Source organism: Enterobacter sp. JBIWA003, assembly GCF_019968825.1.
GTDB classification, from domain to species: Bacteria; Pseudomonadota; Gammaproteobacteria; order Enterobacterales; family Enterobacteriaceae; genus Enterobacter; species Enterobacter quasiroggenkampii.
Genome location: NZ_CP074170.1, coordinates 4695287 through 4714916 on the forward strand (window position 1 = coordinate 4695287; position 19630 = coordinate 4714916).

The 19630-nt window shown below is 57.7% G+C and carries 16 protein-coding genes; 5 read left to right on the forward strand and 11 right to left on the reverse strand.

All coding sequences use genetic code 11. The features are described 5' to 3' along the window. Positions 1 to 10: 10 nt before the first annotated feature. From KGP25_RS22845 to glpE, 3 genes are read right to left on the reverse strand one after another with little or no spacing between them, the layout of a single operon-like run. On the reverse strand, positions 11 to 769 hold the full coding sequence (locus KGP25_RS22845) for a DeoR/GlpR family transcriptional regulator (RefSeq protein WP_008503060.1): 759 nt from the start codon (positions 767 to 769) through the stop codon (positions 11 to 13). Between the two features lie 16 nt (positions 770 to 785). Then, on the reverse strand, positions 786 to 1616 hold the full coding sequence (glpG, locus tag KGP25_RS22850) for a rhomboid family intramembrane serine protease GlpG (protein ID WP_032648308.1): 831 nt from the start codon (positions 1614 to 1616) through the stop codon (positions 786 to 788). A gap of 47 nt (positions 1617 to 1663) precedes the next feature. Further along, the gene (gene glpE, locus KGP25_RS22855; protein ID WP_008503062.1) at positions 1664 to 1996 is read right to left on the reverse strand and encodes a thiosulfate sulfurtransferase GlpE; all 333 of its coding nucleotides are present in this window, start codon (positions 1994 to 1996) and stop codon (positions 1664 to 1666) included. A 188-nt stretch (positions 1997 to 2184) separates the two neighbouring features. Between glpE and glpD the strand changes: the two genes are divergently transcribed. After that, a complete protein-coding gene (gene glpD, locus KGP25_RS22860) occupies positions 2185 to 3693 on the forward strand; it encodes a glycerol-3-phosphate dehydrogenase (protein ID WP_048027712.1) in 1509 nt (502 codons plus the stop codon). 86 nt (positions 3694 to 3779) lie between these two features. Here glpD and glgP read toward each other — a convergent pair whose 3' ends face one another. The 6 genes from glgP to asd form a co-directional block, all read right to left on the reverse strand. Next, positions 3780 to 6227 carry a glycogen phosphorylase gene (gene glgP / locus KGP25_RS22865; RefSeq protein WP_025910282.1) on the reverse strand — a complete coding sequence of 816 codons (2448 nt, stop codon included), beginning with the start codon at positions 6225 to 6227 and terminating at the stop codon, positions 3780 to 3782. An 18-nt stretch (positions 6228 to 6245) separates the two neighbouring features. Next, a complete protein-coding gene (gene glgA / locus KGP25_RS22870; RefSeq protein WP_008503065.1) occupies positions 6246 to 7679 on the reverse strand; it encodes a glycogen synthase GlgA in 1434 nt (477 codons plus the stop codon). Next, positions 7679 to 8974, reverse strand: coding sequence for a glucose-1-phosphate adenylyltransferase (glgC, locus tag KGP25_RS22875; RefSeq protein WP_008503066.1), 1296 nt, complete (start codon positions 8972 to 8974; stop codon positions 7679 to 7681). The genes glgA and glgC overlap by 1 nt, the downstream gene beginning before the upstream one ends. A 17-nt stretch (positions 8975 to 8991) precedes the next feature. Then, positions 8992 to 10965, reverse strand: coding sequence for a glycogen debranching protein GlgX (gene glgX / locus KGP25_RS22880; RefSeq protein WP_048027715.1), 1974 nt, complete (start codon positions 10963 to 10965; stop codon positions 8992 to 8994). Further along, positions 10962 to 13148, reverse strand: a complete 2187-nt coding sequence (glgB, locus tag KGP25_RS22885) for a 1,4-alpha-glucan branching enzyme (protein WP_048027822.1) — start codon at positions 13146 to 13148, stop codon at positions 10962 to 10964. Before glgB ends, glgX begins: the two co-directional genes overlap by 4 nt. Before the next feature lie 249 nt (positions 13149 to 13397). Then, positions 13398 to 14501: an aspartate-semialdehyde dehydrogenase gene (gene asd, locus KGP25_RS22890; RefSeq protein WP_024908885.1), complete on the reverse strand. Its 1104-nt coding sequence runs from the start codon at positions 14499 to 14501 to the stop codon at positions 13398 to 13400. 177 nt (positions 14502 to 14678) lie between these two features. Between asd and yhgN the strand changes: the two genes are divergently transcribed. Beyond that, complete coding sequence (gene yhgN / locus KGP25_RS22895; protein ID WP_003861574.1) at positions 14679 to 15272, forward strand: NAAT family transporter YhgN; 594 nt, start codon at positions 14679 to 14681, stop codon at positions 15270 to 15272. 140 nt (positions 15273 to 15412) lie between these two features. Here yhgN and tusA read toward each other — a convergent pair whose 3' ends face one another. Further along, entirely contained in the window at positions 15413 to 15655 is a 243-nt protein-coding gene (gene tusA, locus KGP25_RS22900) for a sulfurtransferase TusA (RefSeq protein ID WP_008503071.1), read from the reverse strand. 167 nt (positions 15656 to 15822) lie between these two features. Between tusA and KGP25_RS22905 the strand changes: the two genes are divergently transcribed. Then, entirely contained in the window at positions 15823 to 16488 is a 666-nt protein-coding gene (locus KGP25_RS22905) for a 7-cyano-7-deazaguanine/7-aminomethyl-7-deazaguanine transporter (RefSeq protein WP_223539656.1), read from the forward strand. 72 nt (positions 16489 to 16560) lie between these two features. Then, complete coding sequence (locus KGP25_RS22910; protein ID WP_008503073.1) at positions 16561 to 17118, forward strand: DcrB family lipoprotein; 558 nt, start codon at positions 16561 to 16563, stop codon at positions 17116 to 17118. Between the two features lie 4 nt (positions 17119 to 17122). Here KGP25_RS22910 and KGP25_RS22915 read toward each other — a convergent pair whose 3' ends face one another. Continuing rightward, positions 17123 to 18340, reverse strand: coding sequence for an MFS transporter (locus KGP25_RS22915; RefSeq protein ID WP_063622752.1), 1218 nt, complete (start codon positions 18338 to 18340; stop codon positions 17123 to 17125). Between the two features lie 145 nt (positions 18341 to 18485). Between KGP25_RS22915 and KGP25_RS22920 the strand changes: the two genes are divergently transcribed. After that, entirely contained in the window at positions 18486 to 19535 is a 1050-nt protein-coding gene (locus tag KGP25_RS22920) for an AI-2E family transporter (RefSeq protein ID WP_023326241.1), read from the forward strand. Positions 19536 to 19630: the final 95 nt, after the last annotated feature.

A 19630-nucleotide genomic window follows, 5' to 3' on the forward strand; every position in this document is an offset into this window, starting at 1 on the left:
GACACAACCGTTAGCACAATTCCAGCTGCAAATTATTATCTTTAATCACCTGCATGACGCCCGCCGGCGGCATCACGTCGGTATAGACCGCATCCACCATGCTGATGCTGCCCATGTTCACCATCGCGTTTCGGCCAAACTTCGAATGATCCACCACCAGCATCACGTGGCGTGAGTTTTCAATAATCGCGCGCTTGGTGCGTACCTCGTGGTAATCAAACTCCAGCAGCGAGCCGTCGCTGTCGATGCCGCTGATCCCCAGAATGCCGAAGTCGAGGCGGAACTGGGAGATAAAATCGAGGGTGGCTTCGCCGATAATTCCGCCGTCGCGGCTGCGCAGCTCCCCGCCCGCGAGGATGATGCGGAAATCGTCTTTCTGCATCAGGGTGTTAGCCACGTTCAGGTTGTTGGTGACCACACGCAGGTTCTCATGATCCAGCAGCGCATGGGCGACCGCTTCCGGCGTGGTGCCGATATCAATAAACAGCGTCGCCCCGTTTGGGATCTGGCTGGCGACCTTGCGGGCAATACGCTCTTTCTCCGCCGTCTGCGTGGCTTTACGGTCGTGCCAGGAGGTGTTAACCGAGCTGGACGGCAGCGCCGCGCCACCGTGGTGGCGAAGAATACGGTTCTGATCGGCCAGGTCGTTCAGGTCACGACGGATGGTTTGTGGGCTGACGGCAAACTGCTCCACCAGCTCTTCGGTGCTGACGTATCCCTGTTTTTTTACCAGTTCGATAATGGCGTCATGACGTTGTGTTTGTTTCATCAATTATCCCTGAGAATTATGTTCGTTTTCGCGCATGGAGCGTGTCGGCAAAGGCCATCGCCAGCCCCACGGCCAGCCCGGCGACGTGCGCACCGTTGGCGATAGACATACCAAACAGATCAAACCATCCGGCAATTAGCCATATTAATGCAAAGGTTATTAATCCGCGTTGCAGATAGATGCCACTTTCCGGGTCGCGCTCCCCGCGAAGCCAGACGTAGCCCATCAGGGCATACACGACACCCGACAGCCCGCCGAACCACGGCCCGCTGAACTTGTGCTGCACGTAGCCGCTTAACAGGGCGCTGATGAGGGTGATAACGATCAGCTTGCCACTGCCCAGACGCTTTTCAACGGCACCGCCGAGATACCACCACCAGAGCAGGTTAAAGAGGATATGCATCACCGAGAAGTGCATCAGCGCGTGGCTAAAGTAGCGCCAGACGTCAAACTCAAGAGACGGGTCATAGGGCCACGCCAGGGCAATCATCACACTCTGGTCGCCGACCACGTTCATGATAATGAAGACAATGATGCAGGCCGCCATCAGCAGCAGCGTAAACGGGCCCGCGCGCTCGCGAATGGTGGCGAGGAAGGGAAAGCGGCTGTAGTGCAATCCGCTGCCGGTCTGGCCGGATTGCCAGCTGGCCGCCAGATAGCGCGGGTCGCCAGGGTTCTCAAGAAAACGCGCCAGCTCCTCGTTTACCCGCCCGGCCTGGCTCTCATCGGCCAGCCAGACGTCGGTCTGCGTATGTTGCTGAATAGTCAGAATAACGCCCTGCGTCGCCATATAGTCGACAAACGCCTGGGCGACGCGCGGGTTGGTAAAAGAGGTGATCATCAACATGGGCAGCGGTCGCTTATTTCCACACAAAAGGGGACAGTATAGCGGGATCAGCGCTCAAAAGCGTATTCCACTTCCGCCGGGAAATGACGATGCCAGGCATCGAAACCGCCGTCGACGCTGTAAACCGCGTCGTAACCCTGCTGAAGCAGGTACTGCGCCGCGCCTTTGCTGCTGTTGCCGTGATAGCACATGACCATCACCGGCGTGTCGAAGTCGTTATCGCGCATAAACGCGCCCAGCGTGTCGTTGGTGAGATGGAACGCGCCCGGCGTATGACCCATCGCAAAACTCTGCGGATCGCGGATGTCCACCAGCACCGCTTTTCCCTGGTGCATCTTCTGGTGGGCTTCTTCTACGTTAATACATTCAAACTGATCCATGGTGTTCTCTTTACAGTGGTCAACGACAAGATTTTACCCCGTAGTGTACGTCCTGGCGGCGGGTAAACGCCATTATGTTATCCATATCACTCTAAATTGTTTTTTTGATGTTACCAAAAGCGCGTTCCTTTGCTATTATGAGCGATATCGAACATTTCTGAGCTTTAACGAAAGTGCATGAGGGTGTTATGGAAACCAAAGATCTGATTGTGATAGGCGGTGGCATCAACGGTGCCGGTATTGCGGTCGATGCCGCAGGACGCGGTTTATCCGTACTGATGCTGGAAGCTAACGATCTCGCCTGCGCGACGTCGTCCGCCAGCTCCAAACTGATTCACGGTGGCCTGCGCTACCTGGAGCACTACGAATTCCGCCTGGTCAGTGAAGCGCTGGCCGAACGTGAAGTGCTGCTGAAAATGGCCCCGCATCTGGCGATTCCGATGCGCTTCCGCCTGCCCCATCGCCCACATCTGCGTCCGGCGTGGATGATCCGAATTGGTCTGTTTATGTACGATCATCTGGGTAAACGCACCAGCCTCCCGGGTTCGAAAGGTTTGCGTTTTGGCTCAGAATCGGTCCTTAAGCCTGAAATCGTGCGCGGATTCGAATATTCCGACTGCTGGGTGGACGATGCCCGCCTGGTGCTGGCGAACGCGCAGATGGTTGAGAAGAAAGGCGGCGAGGTGAAAACCCGCACCCGCGCGACCTCTGCCCGCCGTGAAAACGGCCTGTGGATTGTCGAGGCGGAAGATATCGATACCGGCGAGAAATTCAGCTGGAAAGCGCGCGGCCTGGTGAACGCCACCGGCCCGTGGGTGAAACAGTTCTTTGACGAGGGCATGCATCTGCCTTCCCCGTACGGCATCCGCCTGATCAAAGGCAGCCACATTGTGGTGCCGCGCGTGCATACCCAGAAGCAGGCGTACATTCTGCAAAACGAAGACAAGCGCATTGTGTTTGTGATCCCGTGGATGGACGAATTCTCGATCATCGGCACCACCGACGTGGAGTACAAAGGCGATCCGAAGAACGTTGAGATCGACGAGAGCGAAGTGAACTACCTGCTTAAAGTGTATAACGCGCACTTTAAGAAACAGCTGTCGCGCGACGACGTGGTCTGGACTTACTCCGGCGTGCGTCCGCTGTGCGATGACGAATCTGATTCACCGCAGGCCATCACCCGCGACTATACGCTCGATATTCACGACGTTGACGGTCAGGCGCCGCTGCTGTCCGTGTTTGGCGGCAAGCTCACCACCTACCGCAAGCTGGCCGAGCACGCGCTGGAAAAACTGGCGCCGTATTACAAAGGCATTGGCCCGGCATGGACCAAAGGCGCGGTACTGCCCGGCGGTGATATCGGCGATAACCGCGATGATTACGCCGCGAAGCTGCGCCGTCGCTTCCCGTTCATCACCGAAGGGATGGCGCGCCACTATGCCCGCACCTACGGCAGCAATACCGAGCTGTTCCTGGGCGATGCGAAGGACATTGCGGATCTGGGCGAGCATTTCGGCCACGAGCTGTACGAAGCCGAGCTGCGTTACCTGGTTGAGCACGAGTGGGTGCGTCGTCTGGACGATGCTATCTGGCGCCGTACCAAAGAAGGGATGTGGCTCAACGCCGAACAGCAGTCTCGCGTGGCGCAGTGGTTACTGCAACATGCGGGAAAGCGTGAGCTGTCGCTGGCGTCTTAATTGAAAAAAGCCGGGTGGCGGCTCCGCCTTACCCGGCCTACTCGATCCCGTAGGCCCGGTAAGCGCAGCGCCACCGGGCTTTGTTTTTACAACCTCACCGGATCAATATGCCAGATCGTCTCGGCATACTCCTTGATGGTCCTGTCTGACGAGAAATAGCCCATATTGGCGATGTTGTACATCGCGGCGCTGGTCCACTTCTCCGGCTGGCGATACAGCTCGTCCACCTTGTCCTGACAGTCCACGTAGCTGCGGTAATCCGCCAGCACCTGGTAGTGATCGCCAAAGTTAATCAGCGAATCCACCAGATCGCGGTAGCGGCTCGGTTCATCAGGGCTAAACACGCCGGTCGCGATCTGCGTCAGCACCTGACGCAACTCTTCATCCTCTTCGTAATATTGACGCGGCGAGTAGCCTTTCCTGCGCAGCGCCTCCACCTCTTCCGTCGTATTACCGAAGATAAAGATATTGTCTTCGCCCACGTGCTCCAGCATCTCGACGTTCGCCCCGTCCAGCGTGCCGATGGTCAGCGCGCCGTTGAGGGCAAACTTCATGTTACTGGTGCCGGATGCCTCCGTCCCCGCCGTGGAAATCTGTTCAGAGAGATCCGCCGCCGGGATGATCAGCTGCGCCAGGCTGACGCTGTAGTTCGGAATGAACACCACCTTCAGCTTGTCGCCAATATCCGGATCCTGGTTAACCACCTTCGCCACGTCGTTGATGAGATGAATAATGTGCTTCGCCATGTAGTAGGCCGACGCCGCCTTACCGGCGAAGATCTTCACGCGCGGCACCCATTCGGCCGTCGGATCGGCCTTGATGCGGTTGTAATGGGTGATCACGTGCAGCACGTTCATCAGCTGACGCTTGTATTCATGGATGCGTTTGATCTGAACGTCGAACAGCGCTTTCGGGTTTGCCACCACGTTGAGGTGCATCGCCAGCCAGACCGCCAGACGTTTTTTGTTCAGCAGCTTGGCTTCGCGCACGGCTTTGTTCACCGTCGGGAAATCAATATGCTGTTCCAGCTCGCTCAGCTGGCTCAAATCGGTACGCCAGGTGCGGCCAATATTCTCGTCCAGTACCTCAGAGAGCGGCTGGTTGGCCAGCGCCAGCCAGCGGCGCGGGGTGACGCCGTTGGTCACGTTGCAGAACCGCGTCGGGAAGATCTTCGCGAAGTCCGCAAACAGCGACTGCACCATCAGGTTCGAGTGGAGCTCTGACACGCCGTTGACCTTATGGCTGATGACAACCGCCAGCCAGGCCATGCGCACGCGACGACCGTTCGACTCATCAATGATGGACGCGCGGCTCAGCAGGCCGGTATCGTTCGGATACTGCTCCTGCAGCGTCTTGAGGAAGTAGTCGTTAATCTCAAAGATAATCTGCAGATGGCGCGGCAGGATTTTGCCGAGCATGTCCACCGGCCACGTCTCCAGCGCTTCGCTCATCAGCGTGTGGTTGGTGTATGAGAACACCTGACAGGTCACCTCAAAGGCGTCATCCCAGCTGAACTTATGCTCATCGATCAGCAGGCGCATCAGCTCCGGAATAGAGAGCACCGGGTGGGTGTCATTAAGGTGGATCGCGGTTTTCTCCGCCAGGTTGGCGTAGGTTTTGTGCAGCTGATGGTGGCGGCTAAGGATGTCCTGAATGGTCGCCGAAACGAGGAAGTACTCCTGACGCAGACGCAGCTCGCGGCCTGAGTAGGTCGAGTCATCCGGGTACAGCACGCGGGACACGTTCTCGGAGTGGTTTTTATCCTCCACCGCCGCGAAGTAGTCACCCTGGTTAAATTTCCCGAGGTTAATTTCGCTACTGGCCTGGGCACTCCACAGGCGCAGCGTGTTGGTGGCGTCAGTGTCGTAGCCGGGGATAATCTGGTCGTAGGCCACGGCCAGGATCTCTTCCGTTTCCACCCAGCGGGATTTTTTCCCTTCCTGCTGAATACGTCCGCCAAACCGCACCTTGTAGCGCGTGTTGTGGCGCTTAAACTCCCACGGGTTGCCGTACTCCAGCCAGTAGTCCGGGGACTCTTTCTGACGCCCGTCGACGATATTCTGTTTGAACATACCGTAATCGTAGCGAATACCGTAGCCACGGCCCGGCAGCGCCAGCGTCGCCAGCGAGTCGAGGAAGCAGGCGGCGAGACGTCCCAGACCGCCGTTACCGAGGCCCGGGTCGTTCTCTTCGTCGATCAGTTCTTCTAAATCTAACCCCATCTCTTCCAGTGCGGTTTTGACGTCGTCATAAATACCGAGCGACAACAGCGCATTGGACAGCGTGCGGCCAATCAAAAATTCCATCGACAGGTAGTAAACCTGACGCGTCTCCTGCGAGAGCTGGGCGCGGTTTGAGCGCAGCCAGCGTTCAACTAAGCGGTCACGCACGGCAAACAGGGTGGCGTTCAGCCACTCGTGCTTGTTGGCAATAACCGGATCTTTCCCGATGGTGAACATCAGCTTGTAGGCGATGGAGTGCTTTAACGCCTCAACGCTGAGCGTGGGTGAAGAGTAGCTAAATGGAGCGTTCATATCAGTAACTTCGCCTCGTTACATCAAGCGTTGATAGAGATCGCGGTATGACTGCGCCGCGACATGCCAGCTAAAGTCCATGGACATCGCCTGACGTTGTACGTAACGCCACAGCGATGGACGGGACCACAAGACGAAAGCACGCCGAATCGCCCGAAGCAGCGACCAGGCATTACTGTCCTCAAAAACAAATCCGCTGGCGATACCGTCCGCCAGGTTTTCCAGAGAGCTGTCGGATACGGTATCCGCCAGTCCGCCCGTGCGGCGTACCAGCGGCAGGGTGCCGTATTTCAGGCCGTACAGCTGCGTCAGGCCGCAGGGTTCGAAACGGCTTGGCACCAGGATGACGTCCGCGCCGCCCATAATGCGGTGCGAGAACGCTTCGTGGTAGCCAATCTGCACGCCTACCTGCCCCGGGTGTTCCGCGGCGGCGGCAAGGAAACCTTCCTGCAGCACCGGGTCGCCCGCGCCGAGCAGCGCCAGCTGTCCCCCCTGCTCCAGTAAACCGGGCAGCGCCTCCAGCACCAGATCCAGCCCTTTCTGGCTGGTCAGGCGGCTCACAACGGCGAACAGCGGCACTTTGTCGTTCACCTTCAGGCCCATCGCAATCTGCAGCTGGCGTTTGTTCTCCGCTTTGTCCTCCACGGAATCACGACCGTAGCGCGCCGCCAGCAGGAGATCGGTTTCCGGGCTCCAGATTTGTTCATCCACGCCGTTCAGGATGCCCGACAGGCGGCCTTCGCGATGGCGCTGCTGCAGCAACCCTTCCATGCCGTAGCCAAACGCCGGCTGGGTGATCTCACGCGCGTAGGTTGGGCTCACCGCCGTGATGTGATCGGCGTAGTACAGCCCCGCCTTCAGGAACGAGATCTGCCCGTTAAACTCCAGACCGTGCATGTTAAAGAACGACCATGGCAGATCGATGTCATTCATGTGATGGGCGTAGTACATCCCCTGATACGCCAGGTTATGCACGGTAAAGACCGATTTCGCCGGGTGGCCGCGCGCGGCGAGATACGCCGGGGCAAGCCCGGCGTGCCAGTCGTGCGCGTGCACCACGTCCGGACGCCAGAACGGATCCAGCCCCGTCGCCATTTCGGCGCCGACCCAGCCGAGCAGCGCAAAGCGCAGCACGTTGTCGGTATAGGCGAACAGGTTCGTATCGTGATACGGGCTGCCCGGGCGATCGTATAAGTGCGGCGCGTCGATCAGGTAAATCCCTACGCCATTGTAATGTCCAAACAGCAGGGTAATGCGTCCGGCAAACGTTTCACGGCGGGTCACCACTTTCGCATCAGGTATACCGCGCCGTATATCCGGAAAGGCGGGCAGCAGGACTCGGGTATCCACGCCTCCGGCGATTTGCGCCGCCGGTAATGCGCCAAGCACATCTGCCAGTCCGCCCGTTTTTAATAACGGGAACATCTCAGAACATACGTGTAAAACCTGCATCATCGCTCCTGTTTGATCTGCAGCTTCCGCAACATTTCCCGTGTGACTAACACGATCCCCTCTTCCGAACGGTAGAAACGACGCGCGTCTTCTTCCGCATTCTCCCCAATTACCATCCCTTCAGGGATGACGCAGGCACGGTCGATCACGCAACGACGCAGACGACACGAGCGCCCTACCCAGACATCCGGCAACAAGACTGCCGAATCGATATTACAGAATGAATTTATCCGCACACGCGGGAACAGCACCGACTGCACCACCACCGAACCGGAGATAATGCACCCGCCGGACACCAGCGAGTTCAGCGTCATACCGTGGCTGCCGGAGCGGTCCTGGACGAACTTGGCCGGCGGCAGCGACTCCATATGGGTACGAATCGGCCAGTTCTGGTCGTACATATCCAGTTCTGGCGTGACCGATGCCAGATCGAGGTTCGCTTTCCAGTACGCTTCCAGCGTGCCCACGTCGCGCCAGTAGGGTTCCGCATTCGGGTCGGACTGCACGCAGGACAGCGGGAAAGGATGTGCATACGCCATGCCAGCTTTCGTAATTTTCGGAATGATGTCTTTACCGAAGTCGTGGCTGGAGTTTTCGTCTTTGTCGTCTTCTTCCAGCAGCTCATAAAGATAATCGGCGTCAAAGACATAGATCCCCATGCTGGCGAGTGATTTGGTGTCATCGCCCGGCATGGTTGGCGGGTTCGCCGGTTTTTCAACGAAGTCGATAATTTTGTCGTCCGCATCCACGTGCATGACGCCAAACGCCGTCGCTTCAGCAACGGGCACAGGCAGACACGCCACGGTGCAGCGCGCCCCTTTTTCGACGTGGTCGATCAGCATGTGGGAGTAATCTTGCTTGTAGATGTGGTCCCCGGCGAGGATCACGATGTATTCCGCGTTGTAGCGACGAATGATGTCGAGGTTCTGGGTCACCGCATCCGCTGTCCCGCGATACCAGTTTTCGCCGTGGACGCGTTGCTGCGCAGGAAGGAGATCGACAAACTCGTTCATCTCTTCGCTGAAGAATGACCAGCCGCGCTGGATATGCTGAACCAGCGTATGCGACTGATACTGCGTAATGACGCCGATGCGGCGAATGCCCGAGTTCAGGCAGTTGGAGAGCGCAAAGTCGATGATACGGAACTTACCACCAAAGTGAACAGCCGGTTTGGCGCGCTTGATGGTCAAATCTTTCAGACGGGTACCACGCCCGCCCGCAAGTATCAGGGCAACCGTTTTTAATGGTAGCTGGCGTGCCAACATTAAGGGATCGTTCTTCTCTAATCTAACCATGACTAACTCCTTTTTTATCATCTTTGGAATACGCACACTCCGTGCGCAGGCCCGTGCCAGACAGCCATTACTACCGGATTATCCGCTCCGGCAAAGGGAGGAACGGCGCGCCATTCCCCTTCAGGTAAAACAATCTCTGCGACGTCATCCGTCGCGTTCAGCGTGACCAGCCATTTATCCGACAGCAGGATTTGCAGGCGTGGTACGCCGTGTTGCCACTCTTGCGCGCTTAACGGTTGCGCGTCTTTATTCAGCCAGCGAACGTTGCCGTCACCCTCTTCCCACCAATTGTTGGCGGTCAGCGCGGGGATCTGCTGGCGAAGATGGATCAGCGCAGCGGTAAAATGAATCAGCCCGCTGTTGGCTTCCCCCCAGTCAAGCCAGGTTAAGGTGTTGTCCTGGCAATAGGCGTTGTTGTTACCGTGCTGGCTATGACCATGCTCGTCGCCTGCCAGCAGCATCGGCGTGCCCTGCGACAGTAAAAGCGTTGTCAGCAGCGCATGAACGCTGGCGCGTCGCCGCTCTATCACATCCAGACTTCCGCCTAACCCTTCTATACCATGATTGAAGCTATGGTTATTGTTAGTGCCATCGCGATTCTCTTCGCCGTTCGCCTCATTGTGTTTCTGATTGAAACAAACGCAGTCCCTGAGCGTAAAACCGTCGTGCGCCGTCAACAGATTGACGGTGGCCGACGGGCGTTTGCCGTCGCGCTTAAAGAGATCGCTCGACGCGGCAAAGCGCCCGGCAAATTCCCCCAGCGACAGGTTCCGCTCCAGCCAGAAGCGGCGCACGGCGTCGCGGTAGTGGTCGTTCCACTCGGCAAACAGCGGCGGGAAATTCCCGACCTGATAACCGCCTTCACCGATGTCCCACGGCTCGGCAATGAGCTTCACCTGCGAGAGCACCGGGCAGTTTTTTATCGCCTCAAACAGCGGCGCCTGCTGGCTGAACGCTGGCGTGCGCCCCATCACCGGCGCCAGGTCGAAACGAAAACCGTCGACGTGGAATGTCTCTACCCAGTATTTCAGGCATTCATACGCAAAATGCGTGACCGCCGGATGGCTGAGATTGAGCGTGTTGCCGCAGCCGGTCCAGTTCTCGTAATCGCCATCCTGCCTGATCCAATAATAGCTACGGTTATCAATTCCGCGCATGGAGAGCGTCGGGCCGTCGAGATCGCTTTCTGCGCTGTGGTTCAGTACCACGTCCAGAATGACCTCAATGCCCGCCGCGTGGAGCGCCTTCACCGCATCGCGGAACTCGTCCCGCGCCTTTTCCGGATGGACGGCATAGCGCGGCTCGAGCGCGAACATCACCAGCGGGTTATAGCCCCAGTAGTTGCTCAGCCCCAGCCGCTGTAGACGCGGCTCGCTGGCAAAATGGGCGACGGGGAGCAGTTCCAGGGCGGTGATGCCGAGGTGTTTCAGGTAGGCGATCATGGTGGGATGCCCGAGTGCCTTGTAGGTGCCGCGCATCTCTTTGGGGATCGACGGATGCAGGTACGTCAGCCCTTTGACGTGGGCTTCATAAATGACGGTCTTGCCCCACGGCGTGTGCGGCGGGGCATCGTCTTCCCAGTCATAAAGATCGTTCACCACCACGCTTTTTGGCGCGACGGGCGCGCTGTCGCGGTGGTCGGGCTCGCCGTAGCCCACGTGGAAGAGCGGGTCATCTTTAAATTCGCCGTCCACGCGGTGCGCGCACGGGTCAATCAACAGCTTCGCCGGATTAAACCAGTGCCCCTGCGCGGGATCCCACGGACCGTGAACGCGAAAGCCGTAGTGCATGCCGGGCCGCCCGCCGGACAGGTAGCCGTGCCAGGTATCCCCCGTGCGCGCGGGTAAATCGTAACGGTGCTCGTTACCTTCCCCGTCAAACACGCACAGTTCTACTCGCTCGGCGTGAGCGGAAAAGAGGGTGAAATTGACCCCCTTTCCGTCAAAATGCGCCCCGAGCGGTTCGGGTTTACCTGCCGTAAGCTGCGTCATTCGCCCTCCCGCATCAGCCAGATGGTGCCAAGCGGCGGCAGCGTCAGGCTCAGGGAGTTGGGCCGCCCGTGGCTTTCAATGGCGTCGCTCTGTACCAGCCCACCGTTACCGGCGTTGCTGCCGTGGTAGTGCATTGAGTCGGTATTCAGAATTTCACGCCATTTGCCCGGCTGGTTAATGCCGAAGCGGTAGTGTTCGCGCGGCACCGGGGTGAAGTTGCTGGCGACGATGATCTCGTTACCCGCTTTATCACGACGCACAAAGATAAACACCGAGCGCTCATGGTCGTCCACCACCAGCCATTCAAAGCCGTACGGATCGAAGTCGAGCTCGTGCAGCGCTTTGTGGTGACGATAGGTCAGGTTCAGATCGCGTACCAGACGCTGCACCCCGTGGTGCCAGTTGTCGCCGCCTTCCAGCAGATGCCAGTCGAGGCTGGCGTCATGGTTCCACTCGCGCCCCTGGGCGAACTCATTGCCCATGAACAGCAGTTTCTTGCCCGGGAAGGCAAACATCCAGCCGTAATAGGCGCGCAGGTTGGCAAACTTCTGCCACGCGTCGCCCGGCATGCGGTCGAGAATCGATTTTTTACCGTGTACCACCTCATCGTGCGACAGCGGCAGCATGAAGTTTTCGGTGTAGTTGTAGAGCATCCCGAACGTCAGCTTATCGTGATGATACTTACGGTGAACCGGATCCAGCTTCATGTAGTCGAGCGTGTCGTGCATCCAGCCCAGGTTCCACTTATACCAGAACCCCAGGCCGCCCAATGACGGCGGACGGGAGACGCCCGCAAAGTCGGTGGACTCTTCCGCCATAGTCACGGCACCGTCCACCTGCTCGCCGATAATGCGGTTGGTATTACGCAGGAATTCAATCGCTTCCAGGTTTTCGCGGCCACCAAACTCGTTCGGGATCCACTCCCCCTCTTTGCGGCTGTAGTCGCGGTAGATCATCGACGCCACCGCATCCACGCGCAGGGCATCGATGCCAAACCGCTCGATCCAGTACAGGGCATTCCCGACCAGGTAGTTTGAGACCTCACGGCGACCGTAGTTGTAGATCAGCGTGTTCCAGTCCTGGTGATAGCCTTCGCGCGGATCGCTATGCTCGTACAGCTTCGTACCGTCAAACTCTGCCAGCGCGAAATCATCCGCCGGGAAATGGCCCGGCACCCAGTCGAGGATGACGTTCAGCCCGGCGGCGTGCGCGGCATCAATGAAATAGCGGAAGTCATCGCGGGTGCCGAAGCGGCGGGTCGGCGCATACAGCCCGGTGGGCTGATAGCCCCAGCTGCCGTCGAACGGGTGCTCGTTGACCGGCAGCAGCTCCAGGTGGGTAAAGCCCATCCATTTGGCGTACGGGACCAGCTGGTCGGCAAGCTCCCGGTAGCTGAGCCAGAAGTTGTTATCGGTGTGGCGACGCCAGGAGCCGAGATGGACTTCATAGACGGAGATCGGCGCATCAAAGCGGTTAGCCTGTTTACGCTCCTCCGTCTGAACGACCTTCTCCGGCAGGCCGCAAATCAGCGACGCGGTATCCGGACGCATCTGCGCTTCGAAGGCATACGGGTCGGCTTTAATGCGCAGCTTGCCGTGGGCGTCAATCATCTCGAATTTATAAAGCTGCCCGTGGTGCGCCCCGGGGATAAACAGCTCCCAGATGCCGGTTTCCCGACGCAGGCGCATCGGGTGGCGGCGGCCATCCCAGTAGTTGAACTGGCCTACAACGGAGACGCGCTGGGCATTGGGCGCCCACACGGAGAACCGCGTGCCGGTAATGCCGTCCATGGTATCGGCATGGGCACCCAGCGTTTCATAAGGGCGAAGATGCGTCCCTTCGGAGAGCAGCCAGGCATCCATCTCTTTAAGCAGAGGGCCAAAGCTGTAGGGATCGTCAATCAGGTTTTGCTGACCGTGCCAGAGAACGGCGAGCTGATAGCGAAAAGGATTTTTACGACGGGGCATCACGCCCGAGAAGAAGCCACGGGAATCGAGGCATTCAAGGTTACCGACCTTGCGGCCGGTTTTGGGTTCAATCACCCAGACTTCTGTGGCATCCGGTAACAGTGCCCGAACTTCCAGACCGGCCTCAGTACGGTGCATCCCAAGCACAGAAAAGGGGTCAGCGAAATGACCCGCAATAAGCGCATTAATCACGTCTCTATCCACACGATCGGACATGGTATTCATCCTGTTTTTTATGTCGTCCTTTTTAAGCGCTCCGGGACGACTTTTAATGTGACCTGAACGGGACAGCACAAAAATGTGCATCCATTCTGCTCCGCTCGAACCTCAGGTAAGAAATGACTCTTCCTTAAAGCATAGCCAACGCTCTAGATGACTCCTGATAAAAAATAAGACATACGCGTGTTACTCCATGTAGTACGCAAAAAAAAGGGGTGAAAATCACCCCTGGTATTTAACAAATTATTACGCCAGCTGGCGCAGCATGCGGCGCAGCGGTTCGGCGGCGCCCCACAGGAGCTGGTCACCGACGGTGAACGCGGAGAGATACTCCGGCCCCATGTTCAGCTTACGCAGACGGCCAACCGGCGTGGTCAACGTGCCGGTTACCGCTGCCGGGGTCAGCTCGCGCATAGTGATATCGCGATCGTTTGGTACCACTTTCGCCCACGGGTTGTGCGCGGCCAGCAGCTCTTCCACGGTCGGAATAGACACATCTTTTTTCAGTTTAATGGTGAAGGCCTGGCTGTGGCAGCGCAGTGCGCCGATACGTACGCAGAGACCGTCAACCGGAATGGTGTTCGCGGTATTGAGGATTTTGTTGGTCTCAGCCTGGCCTTTCCACTCTTCGCGGGTCTGGCCATTATCCAGCTGCTTGTCGATCCACGGGATCAGGCCACCGGCCAGCGGTACGCCAAAGTTATCCACCGGCAGCTCGCCGCTGCGGGTCAGCTGGGTCACTTTACGCTCGATATCCAGAATAGCGGATGCCGGGTTTGCCAGCTCGGTCGCAACGCTCTGGTGCAGCTGGCCCATCTGGGTCAGCAGCTCGCGCATGTGACGCGCACCGCCGCCGGACGCCGCCTGGTAGGTCGCCACGGAGACCCACTCCACCAGATCCTGCGCGAACAGGCCGCCGAGGGACATCAGCATCAGGCTGACGGTGCAGTTACCGCCAACAAAAGTTTTCACGCCGTTGTTCAGGCCATCGGTGATCACGCCCTGGTTAACCGGGTCGAGAATGATGATGGCATCGTCTTTCATGCGCAGCGACGAGGCCGCATCAATCCAGTAGCCCTGCCAGCCGCTTTCACGCAGCTTTGGATAGATTTCGTTGGTATAATCGCCGCCCTGGCAGGTCACAATAATGTCGAGCGCCTTCAGCGCTTCCAGATCGTAAGCATCCTGCAACGTGCCTGTGGTACCACCAAAGGACGGAGCAGCCTGGCCGAGCTGAGAAGTGGAGAAGAAGACCGGGCGGATAGCGTCGAAATCGCGCTCTTCAACCATGCGTTGCATGAGTACAGAGCCGACCATACCGCGCCAGCCGATAAAACCAACGTTTTTCATAGCATTTTTTTCCTGCTGAGGGTGTGTGCTGATTGTGCAAGCCAGTATTGAACTGGGATATGCTTCACATTACAAAATGCTGCCAAAGTCGCAAGCGAAATTAATCGATGATTGCCCGGCAATCAGAAATACAGCTAATTATCATAATAACCTTAGAGAGTTTCAGGGATAATTTACATGAGTGAAATCATTTCCGCCGCGGTTTTATTGATCCTGATTATGGATCCCCTGGGCAACCTGCCCATTTTCATGTCGGTGCTAAAACACACTGAGCCGAAGCGTCGCCGGGCGATCATGATCCGCGAGCTGCTCATCGCCCTGCTGGTGATGTTTATCTTCCTGTTTGCGGGTGAAAAAATTCTCGCATTCCTGAACCTGCGTGCCGAAACCGTGTCGATTTCCGGCGGGATTATTCTGTTCCTGATTGCCATTAAGATGATTTTCCCGAGCGCGGAAGGCAGCAGCAGCGGCCTGCCTGCGGGTGAAGAGCCATTTATTGTGCCGCTGGCGATCCCCCTCGTCGCGGGCCCGACCATTCTGGCCACGCTGATGCTGCTGTCGCATCAGTATCCGAATCAGATGAGCCATCTGGTGATTGCCCTGCTGATTGCCTGGGGCGGGACGTTCATTATCCTGCTGCAGTCGTCCCTGTTCCTGCGCCTGCTGGGCGAAAAAGGGGTAAACGCGCTGGAGCGCCTGATGGGGCTGATTCTGGTCATGATGGCAACGCAGATGTTCCTGGACGGGATCCGGGCGTGGATGAAGGGCTAGGTAAAAGCAAAATGGCCACTACGTGGCCATTTTTAGTGTTTGCTCCCTCTCCCCGTGGGAGAGGGCCGGGGTGAGGGCATCAGGCCGCAGAGGAAACATATTCTCCGGGTGGCGGCTTCGCCTTACCCGGCCTACAAAACTTATCCCTTACGAATCAAATACCGATACGGCAGCGCCTCAGTCTGCTGTGCCACCAGCTCATGCTCCATAAAGGTACAAAAACCGGGAATGTCGCGGGTCGTGGCCGGGTCGTCGGCGATGATCAGCAGCGTTTCACCGGTCTGCATGTTGCGCACGGTTTTACGTACCATCATTACCGGTTCCGGGCAGCGAAGGCCCTGGGCATCAAGGGTGTGGTCTGGGCTGGAAAACAGGTCGGTCATGATCTTCTCGGTCAGGTAAAAACGGCTGTAGTTTACGCCCGGTTGCGATCAATGCAAACCAGGTTAACGATTGCGTAAAAACTAACCATTGCAATGTCCTGCCAAAGCAGTATCATGCTGCGGTTTTTATTGGGTTCCCTCACCCCAACGTATAAAAAGGTCACAATATGACGCAGTTTTCTGAATCTCAGCGCGTAAAAGCGTTGTTCTGGCTTTCGCTTTTCCATTTGCTGGTGATCACCTCCAGCAACTATCTGGTGCAGCTCCCGATCTCCATCTTTGGTTTTCATACCACCTGGGGCGCGTTCAGTTTTCCGTTTATTTTCCTCGCCACCGATCTGACCGTGCGTATCTTTGGTGCACCGCTGGCTCGCCGCATTATTTTTGCGGTCATGCTCCCGGCGCTGTTCATCTCGTACGGGGTTTCGTCCCTGTTTTATATGGGAAGCTGGCAGGGTTTTGAGGCGTTAACCCACTTCAACCTGTTTGTCGCCCGTATCGCCGCAGCAAGCTTTATGGCCTACGCGCTGGGGCAGATTCTGGACGTGCACGTGTTTAACCGCCTGCGTCAGAATCATCGCTGGTGGATGGCGCCCACCGCCTCCACGCTGTTCGGTAACGTGAGCGATACGCTGGCCTTCTTCTTCATCGCCTTCTGGCGTAGCCCGGATGCGTTTATGGCCGAACACTGGATGGAAATCGCGCTGGTGGACTACTGCTTTAAGGTGCTCATCAGCATTGTCTTCTTCCTGCCCATGTACGGCATGCTGCTGAATATGCTGCTGAAAAGACTGGCAGATAAATCTGAAATCACGGCATTGCAGGCAGGTTAAGGGTTCGCTTTATCAGTTGTGATAAGATGAACGAATGAGCCGTTATGGCCGTTTATCGAAAGGAAGAAGTCAATGCGCAATCTGGTTAAATATGTCGGGATTGGCCTGCTGGTTGTGGGTCTTGCAGCCTGTGATAACAGCGACACGAAAACGCCTGCTCAGGGCGCATCCGCAGAAAGCAATGCGACCGGCCAGCCGGTGAATCTGATGGATGGCAAACTCAGCTTCTCTCTGCCAGCCGATATGACTGACCAGAGCGGCAAGCTGGGCACTCAGGCGAACAACATGCACGTATACTCCGACGCAACCGGGCAGAAAGCGGTCATTGTGATTGTGGGCGACGACACCAGCGAAGATCTGGCCGTCCTGTCCAAACGTCTGGAAGATCAGCAGCGTGGCCGCGACCCGCAGCTGCAGGTCGTGACCAATAAATCCATCGAACTGAAAGGCCATAAGCTGCAGCAGCTGGACAGCATCATCTCTGCGAAAGGCCAGACCGCGTACTCCTCTGTCGTGCTGGGCAAGGTCGATAACAAACTCCTGACCCTGCAGATCACCCTGCCAGCGGAAGATCAGCAGAAAGCGCAGACGGCTGCTGAAAACATCATTAACACCATCGTGATCCAGTAACGTTTCACGATGATGACGTGGCCTCCGGTGCCTGCACCGGGGGCCATTTTTTTAGCCGCCACGTCAGAAGCAAGGCCACGATCACCAGACCCGCTGCGGCAAGATAGATCACCGGCACGCCTGCCCAGGCCATCACCAGCCCCGCCAGCGGGCCGGTAATGCCTAACGACATATCCATAAACACCGTATAGGTCGCCAGCGCGGCGCCCTGATTCTGCGGCGGCACGGCTTTAACCGCCACCACGCCCAGCGCCGGGAAGACCAGTGAAAAACCGGCTCCCGCGAGGAAGACGCCCACTTTCGCGACCCAGGGCACCATCGCTATTCCGGTCAGCAGCAGCCCGACAATTTCTATCGCAAAGCAGATCATCGCCACGTTCAGCCCACCCAGACGGTTGATGCCGTTAGGGAAAAGCAGGCGCGCGCCAACAAACGCACAGCTGAACAGGGTTAACGCAAAGGCCGCGCCGTCCCAGCCTTTGGCGTCATAGAACAGGGTAATGAAGGTCGCGATCACACCGAAGCCGGTGGTCGCCAGCGCCAGGGCCATGCCGTACGGCCAGACGCGCCCCAGCACCGCCCGAAACGGCAGCGGCTTGCCCTTGCTGGCCTTCACTTTCGGGCGCGGCAGCGCAAACAGAATCGCCAGCAGCGCGACCGCCATGATGGTGACGGCCAGCCCATACAGCCCGCCAAACGCATAGCAGGCCACGCCGAGCGGCGCACCGAGCGCCATCGCACCGTAGGTGACAATCCCGTTCCAGGAGATCACCCGGCCAATGTGCGGCGCACCGACAACCCCCACGCCCCACAGCGTCGAGCCGGTTCCCGCCAGGCTTTGCCCGATGCCGAGGATGACGCGGCCCAGGCAGAGGAGCGCCAGGCTGACCAGCGGCCAGTGGCTGGCTGAGGCAGCCAGCAGGTAGCTCAGGCCACTGAGGAAGCAGCCGCACAATCCCACCACCACGATGCTTTTTGGACCGAACGTGTCCGCGTAGCGACCGGCATGCGGTCGGCTCAGGAGTGTCGCGAAATACTGCAGGCTAATCACCAGCCCCGCCCAGAAGGCACTGAAGCCCATCACGTCATGGACATAGCCCGGCAGGACCGCCAGCGGCAGGCCGATGGTGAGATAGCTGGCAAAGTTGAAAATAACAACGGAAACGATGCGCAGATTGAGGCGCAGTCCGCTCAGTGCCGTTTCAGCGGCAGGTTCGGGCATGGGGTTCTACCTGGATTTTTTACAACAGTGTTTCACTATTACCACGCCCCAATAAGAAAATCAGCACCGACTTTCAGATTAACGGTGCCAGACGAAGCGAAGCCCGGGCACTACACTTACCGGGTCATCATATTAAGGAACACGCATGATCGCTAACCCGTCCGACAAAGCAGGACTCCACATCTTATTAAAGCTCGCCTGTCTGGTGGTTATCCTTGCGGGTATCCATGCTGCTGCTGACATTATTGTCCAGCTCCTGCTGGCGCTCTTTTTTGCCATTGTGCTTAATCCTCTGGTCACCTGGTTTCTTCGCCGGGGCGTCAGCCGTCCGGTCGCCATCACCATTGTCGTCATCGTGATGCTGATTGCCCTGACGGCGCTCTTCGGCGTGCTGGCGGCATCGCTGAGCGAGTTCTCCACCATGCTGCCGCAGTACAACAAAGAGCTGACGCGTAAGATTGTGGCGCTGCAGGAGATGGTACCCTTCCTTAATTTGCATATCTCACCTGAACGGATGCTGCGCAGGATGGATTCCGAGAAGGTCATGACCTACGCCACCACGCTGATGACGGGGCTTTCCGGCGCGATGGCCAGCATTCTGCTGCTGGTCATGACGGTGGTGTTTATGCTGTTTGAAGTCCGCCACGTCCCCTATAAGCTGCGCTTTGCGTTGAATAACCCCCAAATTCATATCGCCGGGTTACACCGGGCGCTGAAGGGGGTCTCAAAATATCTGGCGCTGAAAACGCTGCTGAGCGTCTGGACCGGGATCATCGTCTGGCTGGGGCTGATGCTGATGAACGTGCAGTTCGCGCTGATGTGGGGCGTGCTGGCGTTTCTGCTCAACTACGTGCCCAATATTGGCGCGGTGCTTTCCGCCGTGCCGCCGATGATTCAGGCGTTTCTGTTTAACGGTTTTTACGAATGCATGCTGGTTGGCGCGCTGTTCCTCGTGGTGCATATGGTACTGGGCAATATTCTCGAGCCGCGCATGATGGGGCACCGGCTGGGCATGTCGACGCTGGTCGTATTTTTATCCTTACTGATTTGGGGATGGCTGCTGGGCCCGGTCGGTATGCTGCTCTCGGTCCCCCTGACCAGCGTGTGTAAGATCTGGATGGAGACCACAAAAGGCGGCAGCAAGCTGGCCATTTTGCTCGGGCCGGGGAGGCCAAAAAGCCGGTTGCCTGGGTAAGCACTCTCGTCTGGTTAGCCATTACCGGGGACAATAGATTATAGTAATGGTTTCGCCGCGCAACTTTGCGACTCTCTCTGTTTTGACTGAAGGCC